Origin of the sequence: Stenotrophomonas sp. PUT21 (genome assembly GCF_052232875.1) — a bacterium.
In the GTDB taxonomy this organism is placed as follows: domain Bacteria; phylum Pseudomonadota; class Gammaproteobacteria; order Xanthomonadales; family Xanthomonadaceae; genus Stenotrophomonas; species Stenotrophomonas maltophilia_N.
In genome coordinates, this window is the sequence record NZ_CP197645.1 from 2514743 (window position 1) to 2528797 (window position 14055).

12 protein-coding genes are annotated in these 14055 nt (G+C 66.5%); 3 read left to right on the plus strand and 9 right to left on the minus strand.

From position 1 onward, the window contains the following. Positions 1–66: 66 nt before the first annotated feature. From argH to ACTT2I_RS11585, 8 genes are all read right to left on the minus strand, one after another. Positions 67–1362, minus strand: a complete 1296-nt coding sequence (argH, locus tag ACTT2I_RS11550) for an argininosuccinate lyase (RefSeq protein WP_293981763.1) — start codon at positions 1360–1362, stop codon at positions 67–69. Between the two features lie 75 nt (positions 1363–1437). Then, positions 1438–2391: an N-acetyl-gamma-glutamyl-phosphate reductase gene (argC, locus tag ACTT2I_RS11555; RefSeq protein WP_421099329.1), complete on the minus strand. Its 954-nt coding sequence runs from the start codon at positions 2389–2391 to the stop codon at positions 1438–1440. After that, a complete protein-coding gene (locus tag ACTT2I_RS11560; protein WP_019182837.1) occupies positions 2388–2987 on the minus strand; it encodes a GNAT family N-acetyltransferase in 600 nt (199 codons plus the stop codon). The genes argC and ACTT2I_RS11560 overlap by 4 nt, the downstream gene beginning before the upstream one ends. A 5-nt stretch (positions 2988–2992) precedes the next feature. Beyond that, complete coding sequence (locus ACTT2I_RS11565; RefSeq protein ID WP_421099328.1) at positions 2993–4318, minus strand: acetylglutamate kinase; 1326 nt, start codon at positions 4316–4318, stop codon at positions 2993–2995. 73 nt (positions 4319–4391) lie between these two features. Continuing rightward, entirely contained in the window at positions 4392–5480 is a 1089-nt protein-coding gene (locus ACTT2I_RS11570) for an acetylornithine deacetylase (protein WP_421099327.1), read from the minus strand. A gap of 75 nt (positions 5481–5555) precedes the next feature. Next, positions 5556–6749 carry an argininosuccinate synthase gene (locus ACTT2I_RS11575; protein ID WP_088434740.1) on the minus strand — a complete coding sequence of 398 codons (1194 nt, stop codon included), beginning with the start codon at positions 6747–6749 and terminating at the stop codon, positions 5556–5558. A 144-nt stretch (positions 6750–6893) separates the two neighbouring features. Next, on the minus strand, positions 6894–7904 hold the full coding sequence (locus tag ACTT2I_RS11580) for an N-acetylornithine carbamoyltransferase (protein ID WP_088434741.1): 1011 nt from the start codon (positions 7902–7904) through the stop codon (positions 6894–6896). 360 nt (positions 7905–8264) lie between these two features. Next, the gene (locus ACTT2I_RS11585) at positions 8265–8837 is read right to left on the minus strand and encodes a hypothetical protein (RefSeq protein ID WP_088434742.1); all 573 of its coding nucleotides are present in this window, start codon (positions 8835–8837) and stop codon (positions 8265–8267) included. A 256-nt stretch (positions 8838–9093) separates the two neighbouring features. On the opposite strand from ACTT2I_RS11585, the gene cysS reads away from it, so the two are divergent. The 3 genes from cysS to ACTT2I_RS11600 all read left to right on the plus strand — a co-directional run bounded on the left by cysS (position 9094) and on the right by ACTT2I_RS11600 (position 12300). Continuing rightward, complete coding sequence (gene cysS, locus ACTT2I_RS11590; RefSeq protein ID WP_421099326.1) at positions 9094–10461, plus strand: cysteine--tRNA ligase; 1368 nt, start codon at positions 9094–9096, stop codon at positions 10459–10461. 148 nt (positions 10462–10609) lie between these two features. Then, positions 10610–11050 (plus strand): SufE family protein, encoded by a 441-nt coding sequence (locus tag ACTT2I_RS11595; RefSeq protein ID WP_265308386.1) that lies wholly within the window; start codon positions 10610–10612, stop codon positions 11048–11050. Further along, positions 11047–12300, plus strand: coding sequence for an MFS transporter (locus tag ACTT2I_RS11600; protein ID WP_088432592.1), 1254 nt, complete (start codon positions 11047–11049; stop codon positions 12298–12300). The genes ACTT2I_RS11595 and ACTT2I_RS11600 overlap by 4 nt, the downstream gene beginning before the upstream one ends. 633 nt (positions 12301–12933) lie before the next feature. On the opposite strand, the gene dksA is transcribed toward ACTT2I_RS11600, so the two are convergent. Continuing rightward, positions 12934–13971 carry an RNA polymerase-binding protein DksA gene (gene dksA, locus ACTT2I_RS11605; RefSeq protein ID WP_443096859.1) on the minus strand — a complete coding sequence of 346 codons (1038 nt, stop codon included), beginning with the start codon at positions 13969–13971 and terminating at the stop codon, positions 12934–12936. Positions 13972–14055: the final 84 nt, after the last annotated feature.

The following is a 14055-nucleotide window of genomic DNA, read 5'->3' on the forward strand; positions in this document are numbered from 1 at the left end:
GCTCCTTCTCCGGACAGCGCCCGGCAAGACGTTGCAAAAACGGCGGCCTTGCGGCCGCCGTCGTGATTACACCAGTGCAGCCCAGCGGGCGCGCAGCTCATCCAGCCGCAGGTCGGCGGCCGCGCCGGGCGAGACGCGCGCGGCCAGGCTGCCTTCGGGGGTGCGCCCCTGCCCGGCCGTATCCGCCGCCGCGGCCGCGGCCTTGTAGGCCTCGCGGAACGGCACACCGGCCACAGCCGCTTCCACGGCCACATCGGTGGCGTACATGCCCGAGTCGATCGCCGCACGCAGCTTGTCGTCGCGCCACTCCAGGTTGGCCAGCAGCGCCGGCAGCAGTTCCAGCGCGGCCAGGCCGCGACCGAAGCCATGGAAGATCGCGCCCTTGCTGCTCTGCAGATCGCGGTGGTAGCCCGAGGGCAGCGACAGCAGCTGCTCGATCTCGGTCCGCGCAGCCGCCACGCTGGCGTGGGTGGCGCGCATCAGTTCGATCACGTCCGGGTTGCGCTTGTTCGGCATGATCGAGCTGCCGGTGGTGTACTGCGCCGGCAGCGCCACGAAGCCGAACTCGCCGCTGGTGAACAGCGACAGGTCCCAGGCGATGCGGCGCAGATCCAGGGTCGCGCCGCCGAGGGCTTCCAGTGCGGCCAGTTCGAACTTGCCGCGCGAGAGCTGCGCGTAGATCGGCGAGATCTGCATCCGTGCAAAGCCGAGCGCTTCGGTGGTGTGCGCGCGGTCCAGCGGCAGGTTGACGCCATAGCCGGCGGCGGTGCCGAGCGGATTGGCATCGACCAGATTGAAGGTGTCGTGCGCGCGGATCGCGTTGTCGATGAACGCCTCGGCCCAGCCGGCCCACCACATGCCCGCCGAGGACACCACGGCGCGCTGGATGTGGGTGTAGCCCGGCACGGGCAGGTCTTTCTCGGCCTCGGCGCGATCCAGCGCGACCTTGGCGATCTCGCGGCTCAGTTCGGCCACGCGCAGCAGCTTGTCCTTCAGCCACAGCCGGGTGGCGACCAGGATCTGGTCGTTGCGGCTGCGGCCGGTGTGGATCTTGCGGCCGGCATCGCCGAGGCGCTCGGTCAAGCGCGCTTCGATCGCCGAGTGGCAATCCTCGAAGCGCTCATCCAGCACGAACGCACCGCTGCGGAAATCCTCGGCCAGCACGTCCAGTTCGCGCTGCAGGCCGACGCGCTCGTCATTGCCGAGGATGCCGATGTTCTCCAGGCCCTGCGCGTGCGCCTTGCTGGCCGCCACGTCGTAGAGGAAGAACTCGCGGTCCAGGATCACATCATCGCCGGCCAGGAAGGTCTGGATCTTGGCGTCTACCGCCACGCCGGGCTTCTGCCACAGAAGGTCTGCCATGTCTTGCTCCGTAGGCGGAATCGCTCCGCCGGGTTGTCAGGGCGCGCGCAGCGGACCGCGCGGCGCCGTGGGAATTCAGTGCGGGATCGAGGCCAGTTCGTCCAGGCCCAGCGCCAGGTTGAGGTTCTGCATCGCCTGGGTGGCCGCGCCCTTGAGCAGGTTGTCCAGGGTCGCCACCACCACCACCCGCTTGCCGCCCGGGGCCACGTCGAAGCCGCCGATCTGCACGCCATGCCGGCCGGCGATCTGGCTGACCCACGGCGCTTCGTCGAGCACCTCGATCAGCGCCTCATCAGCGTAGTACTTCTGGTAGAGCGCGATCACATCCTCGCGCTTGACCACCGTGTTGAGCCACAGGTTCACCGTCATGGTGATGCCGCGGAAGTGCGGCGCCACGTGCGGCATGAACTCGACCGGCACGCGCAGGTGCGCGGTGACTTCGCGCTCGTGCACATGGTTGGTCAGCGCGTACGGCATCAGGTTGTCGCGCAGCAGCTCGGGGTTGTTCTTGTCCGAAGGCGTGGTGCCGGCACCGGAGTAACCGGAGACCCCGAAACACTGCGGCGGGCCGGCCAGCTGCTGCAGCAGCGGGCTGATCGCCAGCTGCATCGCGGTGGCATAGCAGCCCGGGTTGCTGATGTGCTTCTGGCCCAGGTAATCGCCGCGGGTCAGCTCCGGCAGCCCGTAGTACCAGCTCGGCTCGAAGCGGTGATCAGCCGACAGGTCGACGATCACGGTCTCCGGCCTGGCCGCATCCAGCTCGGTGACGAACGGCGCGGACAGGCCATTGGGCAGCGCCAGGATCACCGCGTCCATGCCCTTGGCGGCGACGGCATCGGCATCCAGGTTTTCGAACTGCAGCTCGCCCTGCCAGTCGCTGTGGTGATCGCTCACGCGCTGGCCGGCCAGCTCGCGCGAGGAGACGAAGCCCAGCTGCAGGTGCGGGTGGGCAGCGATCAGCTTGATCAGCTCGGCCCCGGTATGGCCACGGGCGCCGACGATGCCGACGGTAAAGGTCTTGGTGCTCATGCGTGTGCGTCCAGGCGGTGCTGCAGGTGGCGTTTCACCCCCTGCCATTCCGCATCGATGATGGAGAAGATGACGGTGTCACGCGGGGTGCCGTCCGGGTGGCGCTTGTGGTTGCGCAGCACGCCGTCCTGCTTGGCGCCCAGCCGCGCGATCGCGGTGCGCGAGGTGACGTTGAACCAGCTGGTCTCGAACACCACGCTCAGGCATTCCAGCCGCTCGAAGGCATGGGTGAGCAGCATCAGTTTGGTTTCAGTGTTGATGCCGGTGCGCTGGGCGGCTTCGCCATACCAGGTGTAGCCGATGCTCAGGCGCGGCACCTCGGCGTCCAGATCGTAGTAGCGGGTGGTGCCGACCACTTCATCGGCGTCGTTGAGGACCACGAACGGCAATACCTTGCCCTCGGCCTGCGCCTGCAGCGCGGCCTGGACATAGGCGGTCATGGTCTTCGCACTCGGCACCTGGGTGTACCAGAGCTTGGACAAGGTACCATCCCCCAGTGCGCCGCGCAGGCCATCGATATGCGCCATCTGCAGCGGCTCCAGCCGGGCATGGGTGCCGGCCAGTGTGGGGACCTTGGTCCAATCGGCAAGATTCATCGGGTTCAGCCCTCCAGGCTGGGGGTGCGTGCGGCGCAATGCTCGACGTACGCTTTGATGCGGTCGAAGCCGTCGGCGCCGAACCAGAACACCTTCCAGTGGCCCTGCTTGTAGCAGCCATCGGACTCGGCGTAGTAGAAGTGATTGATCGGGTTGCCGTTGCGCGAGCGCCAGAACAGCTGCGGGGTTTCGTCCAGCATGACATTCCAGACCGCGCGGCCGAGGCCCTCGCCCTGCGCGTCATCCAGCACCGCGAACTTGTCCAGGTAGACGCCCTCGGCCTCGTCGGTGAGGATCACCGCGGTGCGGTAGTTCTCGCTCACGTAAGCGCGCAGCAGCCTGGTTTTCTGGAAATAGTCCGGCACCAGGGTACGGCCGAAGCTGGATTCGATCAGCTGCTTCAGGCGCGGCAGATCCAGTTCGTCCCACGCGGTGGCGCGCAGCACTTTCTCGCCCTTGCGCACCAGCGTGCCCGAGCCCTTGTGGGTGAACAGTTCCTTGGCCAGGTCCGCCGGGCGCGTGATCGACACCGAGGACTCCAGCGGCAGCCGATCGAGCAGGTCCTTGATCTGTTCGATCTTGACCCGCATGCCGCCATGGATCCACGGCTGCTGCATCAGCTGGTCGTACTCGGTGGAGAGGTTGATCGAATCGATCACCTTGCCCTCTTCATCCAGCAGGCCGCCGGTGCCGGTCAGGAAGATGATCTTGTACGGCTGCAGTTCCTGCACCAGCTCGTTGGCGGCGAAGTCGGCGTTGACGTTGAGGATCTGCCCGCAGCGGGTTTCGCCCAGGCTGGTGATCACCGGGATCGAGCCGGCGCGCAGGCTGGCCTCGATCGGAGCCAGGTTGACCTTCCTGACCTCACCGACCAGGCCGTAGGTGTCCTGGTCCAGATACTCGGCTTCGAACACGCCGCCGGTGATCGAGGTCGCGCGCGCGCCGTTCTGCTGCAGCGCTTCAACCAGCTGCAGGTTGGAGGCCTGGAACACACGGCGGACGATCGCCAGGCCTTCGGCCGACGTCACGCGCAGGCCGTTCACGGTCTGCTTTTCGATGCCGGCTGCCGAGAGTTCGGCGTCCAGCTGCGGGCCGGCGCCGTGCAGCACGATCGGAGTCAGACCGACTTCCTGCAGGAACGACAGCGAAGAAGTCAGCGCGTCCAGATCATCGCGCAGCACCGCGCCGCCGACCTTGACCACGGCAAAGCGTTTGGCGTCCAGCTGCGAGAAACGCTTGAGGTACTGGCTGATCTCCTTCGCGCTGGCCATGCTCGAGAGCAGGCGCACGATGGTCTGACGGGTCTGGCGGTGGGGCTGGGAAGAAGGCATTTCGATATCGTCGCAGGCGGCCGCAGCCGCGATGGGAGTTCCGTCAGTGGGGGACCACGACGGCGTCATTCGATCAGGCGCCGTGCGCGATGATGCGGTGCACGGACTCGGTGTAACGCTGCAGCTGCTCCAGCGTCACGAACTCATCGGCAGTGTGTGCCTGGGCGATGTCGCCCGGGCCGTACACCAGCGTGGTGTAACCCCCGGCCGAGAACAGCGAGGCCTCGGTCCAGAAATCCACCGCGTTGCCGATCGGGATATCCAGCGCATCGGCCACGTCTCGCGCGGCCAGACGGCGGTTCTCTGCTTCTGCAATATCGCCGGCCGGGAAACTCGGCCCACGGAAGGTCTCGGTGAACACCGCGGCCTCCGGTTCGGAAAACCCGGCAAACGTGGCCAGCAATGCATCGATGTCCATGGACGGCAGCGGGCGGAAGCCGAAACGCACTTCGGCCGCCGGGGCGATCATGTTGGCCTTGATGCCACCTTCCACGCGCCCGATGTTGAAACGCAGGCCGGTCAGCCCGCCAAAGCGCGCATGCGACAGCGACTCCACGTGGTCCAGCGCGCGGTTGCCCCAGCGCATCGCCTGATGCAGTGCACTGGCGGCCGCATCCTGCTTGCCGGAGGCATGCCCGGCGCGACCTTTGAACTGCATCAGCACCGAGCTGATGCCACGGTGCGCGAGCACTGCTTCGCTCATCGTGGGTTCGGCGACCAGCACCGCTTCATACGGAATGCCACGGGCGAGGAAGGCGGCGATGCAACGCGGGTCGTTGGCCTCCTCGTCGCTGGAGAACAGGAACGCGGCATCGCCATCGCTGGCATTGGCCGCAGCCACCAACGCCGCCGCAGCGCCCTTGATGTCGCACACGCCCAGCCCGATCACGCGATCGTCCGCACGCCGCATCACGTGCGGATCCGCACTCCAGTGTGGCGAATCCGGCACGGTATCCAGGTGCACGTTGAACAGGTACTTCGGCGTCCCGCGCACCGCGTACAGGCTGACCGCACCGTCGCCATGGTCGATCACCTCCACGTTGAACCCGGGCAGGTTGGCACGCAGGTAATCGAAGATGCCACCGGTGGTGATCGCACGCGGCGGATTGCGCGTGTCGAACGACACGAGTTGCTGCAGGTGGACGAGCGTCTGTTCAAGCATGAGTCTGAGTATCCGTAGGGTTCAAAATCGGCGTTGGGAGGCGCCGGCCAGCGGCCGGCACCCCGGTGAATCGCCTTAGCGGTTCACCTGCGCGTACAGCGTCGAGCTCATGCCGAACAGCTTGATGAAACCTTCCGCCTCTTCCACGCCCCAGTCGGCCGACTGTGCATAGGTGGCGCCCTTGGCATTGAGCAGGTGCGGCGACTTCACGGCCACGGCATCCACACGGCCACCGCGGGTTTCCAGCACCACTTCGCCGTTGACCTTGGTCTGCGAGGACTTCAGGAAGGCCTCGATGTCGGTCTTCAGCGGGTCGTGGTAGAAGCCTTCGTACACCAGCTCCACCCACTTGCGCGCCACGTCCGGCTTGAAGCGGTTCTGCTGCTTGGTCAGCACCGCATCTTCCAGCGCACGGTGCGCGGCCAGCAGCGAGACCAGGCCCGGCGCTTCGAACACGATGCGGCCCTTCAAGCCGATCACGGTGTCGCCGGTGTAGACGCCACGGCCGACGCCGTACGGGGCGAACAGCTTGTTGAGCTTGGCCAGGATCTGCTCACCCGGCAGCGCCTTGCCGTCCAGCTCGACCGCTTCGCCTTCGACGAACTTCAGGGTGACCGTCAGTGCCTGTTCCGGCCATTCGCTGCGCGGTGCGCACCAGCCACGGGCACCCTCGCCCGGGGCCTCCCAGCGGTCGATCTCGCCGCCGGACATGGTCAGGCCGAGCAGGTTCTCGTTGATGGTGTAGGCCTGCTGCTTGGCACGCACGCCGAAGCCGCGCTCTTCCAGATACTTCTGCTCGTAGGCGCGGGTCTGGGTGTGCTCCTTCTGGATCTCGCGGATCGGCGCGACGATCTGGTAGTCGCCCAGCGCCTTCACGGCCAGGTCGAAACGGACCTGGTCGTTGCCCATGCCGGTGCAGCCATGGGCGATGATGTTGGTGCCCAGTTCGGCGGCGCGCTTGAGCGCGGCGTCCACGATCAGGTAACGATCCGAGACCAGCAGCGGGTACTGGCCCTGGTAGCCCTCACCGGCCCACACGAACGGCTTGACGAAGCCGCTCCAGATCGCCGGGCCACCGTCGACGGTGACATGGCTGGTGACGCCCAGCTCGGCCGCACGCTTCTCGATGAAATCGCGCTCTTCGTCATCCACGCCGCCGGTATCGGCGAACACGGTGTGCACGTTGTAGCCGCGCTCCTGCAGGTAAGGCACGCAGAAGCTGGTGTCGAGTCCGCCGGAGAAGGCCAGGACGATGTCTTTCTTGCTCATGGGGTCAGGGTCCAATTGAGGATGGAGATTCGGTGTAGAACCGACCGTTGGTCGGCTGGAATGTTCGATGCGCCGGCCGGCTGAAACGTTCGGTGCGCTGGTTGGGGAGCAGCCGACCAACGGTCGGCTCTCCCCCCGCCGGCATTACCGGCCGATCAACGCCGACATGATCGCCTTCTGCACATGCAGGCGGTTCTCGGCTTCGTTGATCGCGATGCACTGCGCCGAATCCATCACGCCGTCGGTCGCCTTCACGTTGCGACGCAGCGGCAGGCAGTGGCTGAAGACACCGTTGTTGGTCAGCGCCATCTTGGCTTCGTCCACGATGAAGTGCTTGTACTGGTCGCGGATCGGCTTTTCCGGTTCCCAGTTGCCGAAGAACGGCAGCGCGCCCCAGCTCTTGGCGTAGACGACATCAGCGCCGGCGTAGGCGCTGGCGATGTCATGGCTGACCTGCAGCGAACCGCCGCTTTCGGCCACGTTCTGCTCGGCCCAGCCCATGTAGCGCTCATCCAGGATGTAATCCGGGGTCGGGCACAGCAGGGTCACGTCCATGCCCATGCGGGTGGCGATGGTCAGCGCGGAGTTGGCCACGGCAGTGTTCAGCGGCTTGGGGTGGTAGGTCCAGGTCAGCACGTACTTCTTGCCGCGCAGGTCCTGCGTACCGAAGTGTTCCTGCAGCGCCATCACGTGTGCCAGTTCCTGGCACGGGTGGGTGATGGTTTCCATGTTGATCACCGGCACCGGCGAGTACTTGGCGAAGCTCTTGAGCACTTCGTCCTCGCGGTCCTTGGTCCAGTCGATGAACTTCGGGAACGCGCGCACGCCGATCAGGTCGACGTAGCGGCCCAGTACCCTGGCCACTTCGGCGATGTGTTCCTCGGTGTCCCCGTCCATCACCGAGCCCAGGTTGAACTCGATCGGCCAGGCGTCTTTGCCCGGCTGCAGCACGATCGCGTGGCCGCCCAGCTGGAACGCACCCAGCTCGAAGCTGGTGCGGGTACGCATGGAGGGGTTGAAGAACACCAGGGCAATTGACTTGCCCTTGAGCTCGTCGCCCAGTTTGTTGCGCTTGAACAACGCGGCCTGGGTCAACAGGGCATCCAGGTCGGTGCGGCTCCAATCCTGGGTGTTCAGGAAGTGCTTCAGGGACATCGATCGATCCTTTGCGGCTGGTTTTCCACCGTTGCCGGCGGAGGTTGGGGGCGCCGGGGCGCGTTCAGGGCTCAACAAAACGTATACAGATGAAACTTTTCAGATCGTAGAAACGAAAAAACCCAGCGCGGGGGCTGGGTTTTCCGAACAGACAGCACGAAGCTCCGGTTACCCAGCGAAAATGTGGGGTTCCGGTCGGCGGGCACGCGACGTCATGCCCGTAGCCATACGGGCGGCGCTGGTGTCGTGCTGGAAGTCGGTGAGTTTCATGGCCGCCCATCTTTGCATGCACCCGGGGTGGGTGCAAGGCCTGAATGGAAATTCAGGTTGAAGGCGTCGCCCGCAGGGCGACGGGAGGTGTCACGGGTTGGCGCCGCTGGCCTGCTCGTTGCCCACCCAGGGGGTGATCGAGACCCGGATCTTGAGCCGGTTGCCAGGATCTTCCGGCAGGCGGGAGCGGTACTTGGTGCCCTTGTAGACGTAATCCACGTCATAGGCGATCGGGCGGCGGAACTCACGGCCGACCGGAATGATCTTGCAGTCCCGGGTCAGCAGCGGCCCGGTATTGGCCGGCGTGGCCTCGACCACCACGGTTTCCGAATAGCCGCTGTCGTCGGTGCTGCCATCTTCGCGGCGGAAGATCGAGCGCACCGAATCCATGAAACGGCCGAAGCGGCCCTTGTCTTCCTGCGGCTCCTCGCCGGTGACATTGACCGGGGCCAGGGTGCGGGTCGAGACCGGCTCGCAGTGTTCCTCGGTGCGGGTAGCACGCAGCGTCTGGAAAATCGGCTCGACGTTGAGCACCTGGGCGTAGTCGAACTTGACGTTCTCCACGATCACCACCCGGTTGCGCACCTCACTGTCCTGGGCGCACACCCCGAAGGCGGCACTTCCGAGCACGCAGACCAGCGTCAACAACGAAGCGGATTTCATTGGCAACAGGGAAAAGGACAAGGGGGATAGTTTAGGCAGTGAGTGGCACAAGGGGCTGAACATTACCCGTCCGTGACGCTTATGCCCATAGGCCGGCCCCGCCCGCGGCCCCGCAAACCCCCATGGCAGCACGAAACGCCTGAAGCCTTCAGCCGCACCGCCGGCCGGCCGATGCCGGCGGCCTGCCCCGGCCCCATCCCCCCCAAAGGCCCCGACACGTTCTAAAATCGACCGCTTACCCCCGCTCCCGACCCTCATGACCCTGCGCCTGCACAACAACCTGACACGCCAGCTCGAACCGTTCACCCCGCTCGATCCGACCTGTCCGACCCTGTATGTGTGTGGCCCCACGGTCTACAACTACGTCCACATCGGCAACGCCCGCGGCCCGGTGGTGTTCGGGGTGCTGGCCGACCTGCTGCGGCGCCGTTTCGGCGGCCTGCGCTATGCCCGCAACATCACCGACGTGGATGACAAGATCAACACGGCCGCGCGCGAACAGCACGTCCCGATCAGCACCATCACCGACCGATTCGCCGCCGCCTACCGCGAGGACATGGCCGCGCTGGGCGTGGTGCCGCCGGACATCGAGCCGGAAGCCACCGCGCACATCCCCCAGATCGTGACGATGATCGAGCAGCTGATCGCCAACGGCCACGCGTATGCCGCCGAAGGCCATGTACTGTTCTCGGTGGGCTCCTACGCCGACTACGGCAAGCTCTCGCGCCGCGACCCGGACGAGATGCTGGCCGGCGCCCGCGTTGACGTGGCCCCGTACAAGCGCGACCCGGGCGACTTCGTGCTGTGGAAGCCCTCCAGCGACGATCTGCCCGGCTGGGCATCGCCCTGGGGCCGTGGCCGCCCGGGCTGGCACATCGAGTGCTCGGCGATGGCCGCCGCGCACCTGGGGCCGACCATCGACATCCATGCCGGCGGCGTGGATCTGCAGTTCCCGCACCATGAGAACGAGATTGCCCAGAGCGAGTGTGCGCACGGCGGGCAGACGTTCGCCCGGTTCTGGCTGCACAACGGCATGCTCAACTTCGGCGGTGCCAAGATGAGCAAGTCGATCGGCAACATCGAGCGCGTGCACGATCTGGTCCGCCAGCATGCCCCCGAGGCGCTGCGCTATGCGCTGCTGTCGGCCCATTACCGCCAGCCGCTGGACTGGTCCGACGCGCTGATCGAGCAGTCCGTGCGCACCTTGGACCGCCTGTACGGCACCCTGCGCGACCTGGTCGAGGTGGACGCCGCTGCGGTGATCCCGGCCGAGATCGAGGCCGCGCTGGATGACGACCTCAACACGCCGCAGGCACTGGCCGAGCTGGCCCGTATCGCCGGTGAGGCGCGCAGGGCCGCCGACGCCGACAAGGCGCAGTGGAAGTCTGCGCTGCTGGGTGCCGGCCTGGCGCTGGGCCTGCTGCAGCAGGATCCCGCCGCATGGTTCGGCACCGCGGGCGGCACCGATGACGATGCCGCCATCCAAACCCTGATCGACGAACGCGCCGCCGCCAAGCAGGCGCGTGACTTCGCCCGTGCCGATGCGATCCGTGACCAGCTGGCGGCCGAGGGCGTCGTGCTGGAAGACACCGCCCAGGGCGTGCGCTGGTCGCGCAAACGCTGAACGACCGCCCGGCTGACCGTCAGGCGCTACCAGACACTGCCCGATCCGCTGGGCATTGCCACGACACAGGCCCGGCCACGGACGGCCAGGCTGCTTCCCCCGCAAACGCACGGTCACCCACGGACGGCGAACACGACCCGGAGCCCCCATGACCCCCACCTCCCCGTTCCCGCTCGAACCCACCGCCGCCGAAGCCCAGGCTGCCATCGCCGAGGAATTCGCGTTCTTCGGTGACTGGTCCGAGCGCTACCAGTACCTGATCGACCTCGGCCGCAAACTGCCCACGTTCCCGGAAGAATGGAAAACCGAAGAGCATCGCCTGCTCGGCTGCCAGTCCATGGTCTGGATCGTGCCGGACGGCAACGCCGAGGCCCTGCGCTTCCACGCGATCAGTGATTCGGCGATCGTCTCCGGGCTGATCTACCTGGCCCTGCGCGTGTACTCGGGCCGTTCGGCCGCCGAGATCCTGGCCACCGAGCCGAGCTACATCCAGGACATCGGGCTGTCGCGCCACCTGTCGCCGACCCGCAGCAACGGCGTGGCGGCGATGCTGGCCTTCATCCGCGACACCGCCCAAGCGCAGTCGTGACGCTCTCCGCCGATCCGCAGGAGCCTGACAGCGCCCTGCAACTGTTGGCCCGTCCGGGCTTCTCGCTGGTGCTGGCGTACCGGATCTTCGCGATGCTGTCCTACCAGATCGTCGCGGTGACGGTCGGTTGGCATATCTACGAAGTCACCCGCAATCCATTCTCACTCGGCCTGGTCGGTCTGGCCGAGGTGCTGCCGTTCTTCTGCGTGGCCCCGTTTGCCGGCTACCTGGTCGACCACCTGCCACGCCGCCGGCTGGGCATGGTCGCCTGCAGCGGGCTGGTGATGACCGCGCTGGTGCTGACCGCCGTGGCCCAGGGCTGGCTGCCGTTCCACGGGGTGTGGCCGATCTATGCGGCGATCGCACTGACCGGCATGGTCCGGGCGTTCCTCTCGCCGATCTACAACGCGCTGTTCGCCCGTGTGCTGGAGCGCACGCAGTACGCCCGCGGCGCGGGGCTGGGCGCGGTGGTGTTCCAGGCAGGCATGGTGGCCGGCCCGGCGTTGGGCGGGCTGCTGGTGGCCTGGGGCGGCAAGGGAGTGGCCTATGGCGTGGCGGTCGGCGTGTCGCTGATCGCGCTCGGCTGCCTGGCCGCGCTGCGGGTGTCCGAACCGGTGCATACCGGCCCGGCGGCGCCGATCTTCAAGAGCATCGCCGAGGGTGGCCGTTTCGTGCTGGGCAACAGGATCATGGTCGGGGCGATGGCGCTGGACATGTTTTCGGTGCTGCTCGGCGGCGTGGTGGCGATGCTGCCGGCCTTCCTGCACGAGATCCTGCACCACGGGCCGGAGGGGCTGGGCGTGCTGCGTGCGGCGCCGGCGCTGGGCTCGGTGTGCGTGGGGCTGTGGCTGGCGCGTCGCCCGCTGCAGCGCAATGCGGGGCGGGTGCTGTTGTTCGCGGTGGCCGGTTTCGGTCTGTGCGTGATCGGGTTCGGGCTGTCGTCGAATTTCTGGCTGTCGGCGGCGATCCTGTTGTTCTACGGTGCGTTCGACGGTGTCTCGGTGGTGGTGCGTTCGACGATTCTGCAGTTGGCGACGCCGGAAGAGATGCGCGGCCGGGTGTCGTCGATCAATGGCATTTTCATCAGTTCGTCCAATGAGCTGGGGGCGTTTTACGCGGGCACGATGGCGAAGTTGCTGGGGCTGGTGCCGGCGGTGGTGCTGGGTGGCTTTGCGGTGTTGAGTGTGGCCGGCATTACGGCCTGGAAGAATCCGACGCTTCGGCGGTTGAATCTGCGCGATCTGCATTGATGGATTTCCTGCCTGGCTGATCGGCTGATCAGCTGTCCGGTTGGCCGCTCGGCCGTTTGGCCGTTTGGCTGGCGCTGCGCGGTTGGGTTGCCGGGGCTGTGAGTCGGCGCCTGCTTATGCCTGGGGCTGGGCGGCCGGGCAGCGCAGTGCAGGACCCGCCGTGAACCCCGCTCCGCGGTCCGGCCCAGCCGCTGGCGGCTGTGCGTTCGGCCGCTCGCGAAGCAGTGCTTCGCAAGCAGAGCGCCCTCACCCATGGGGGCTCGTAGTGCGGCTTGCTCGTGCGTGCAATCCTGCACGCACGGCAAGGCCGGGGTTGGGCGTCCTGCCCAACCCGTCCGGCGCATGCGCCGGACCCATGCCGCACACGGTCCTTCACTGCGCCACCCGTCCACCCATGGACAGTGGGTTGCTTTCGCGGGATTAACGGCGAAAAGCGGACGGAGCACGGCAGATAGCTGACGTCTCACGGTTTATGGCCCAGGCAACCCTGGCAACTGACTCACAGCGTGTCGGAAGCGGGAATCCAAGCTGTTCCAACCGCCCACCCATGAACCTGTCAGGAGTGGGTCGGGCAGCCAAAAAAAACCCGGCCGAAGCCGGGTTTTTCGTAGAACAGCAAAGCCGGCAGCGCGATCAGTCGCCCTGCTGCTTCTGCAGATGCTCCCAACGCTCCTGCGCATCGATCGTGCGCTCAGCCGTCAGGCGGGCTTCCAGGCGATCCAGGCCAATCTCTTCGCCCGTATCCACACAGAAACCGTAATCACCATCTTCCAGACGCTTGAGCGTGCTGTTGATCTTGCCGATCAGCTTGCGGTAACGATCACGGGTACGCAGTTCCAGCGAGTTCTCGGTCTCGCGGGTGGCGCGCTCGGCCTCATCGCCGATATCACGCACTTCTTCCTGCAGATTCGCGATGGTCTGCTTGGATTCCTCCACCAGATCATTGCGCCAGTGCTGCAGGCGCTGGCGGAAATACTCCAGCTGCAGCGGGCTCATGTATTCCTCTTCCGCGCTCGGCTTGTAACCGTCGGGCAGGATCGGACGACCGGTGGCTTCGTCAGTCTTGTATTCCACCACCTTCACCTTGGTGCGCGGGGCCGGGGCGGCCGAACGCGCTGCCACGGCAACGGCGACCTTGCCGACCGGACGGGACACGGGCTTGGGGGCGGACTCGGACTTGGCGGGGGTTTTTGCAGGCGATTTCGAAACGGGCACGGGATTCTTGTTTTGCGGGGCCTTGGAGGCGGCGACAGGGGCGACCGGCGCCGGCGCGGACGCCGGAGAAGGTGCCGCCTTGGCCGGGCTCTTGGCCGGGACAGACTTGGCCGGCGCCGGCGATGCCGGCTTCGGTGCGGACTTCACTACGGGTGCTGCAACCGGCTTGGTGGCCGGCTTGGGTGCCACGGGCTTGCTGGCGGTCTTGCTGGCCTTCACCGGCGTGGCCGGTGCCTGCTTGACTGCGGTCTTCTTCGCCGGTGCCGGCTTGGCCGCCGGTTTGGCGACAGCAGGCGTCACGGTCTTCTTGGCTGCCGGTTTGCTGGCAGCGGCTTTCTTGACGGGCGCCTTGCTCACCGGCTTGCCTGGCGCGCGCTTGGCGGGCGTGGCAACCGGCTTGGCGACCGTCGATTTCTTGGCAACGACCTTCTTGGCGACGGTCTTCTTGGCCACCACCGTCTTGGCAGCAGGCTTCTTGGCGACAGCCTTCTTGACGGCTTTGGCGGGCGACTTGCTGGCCGCCTTCTTGACGGGTGCCGT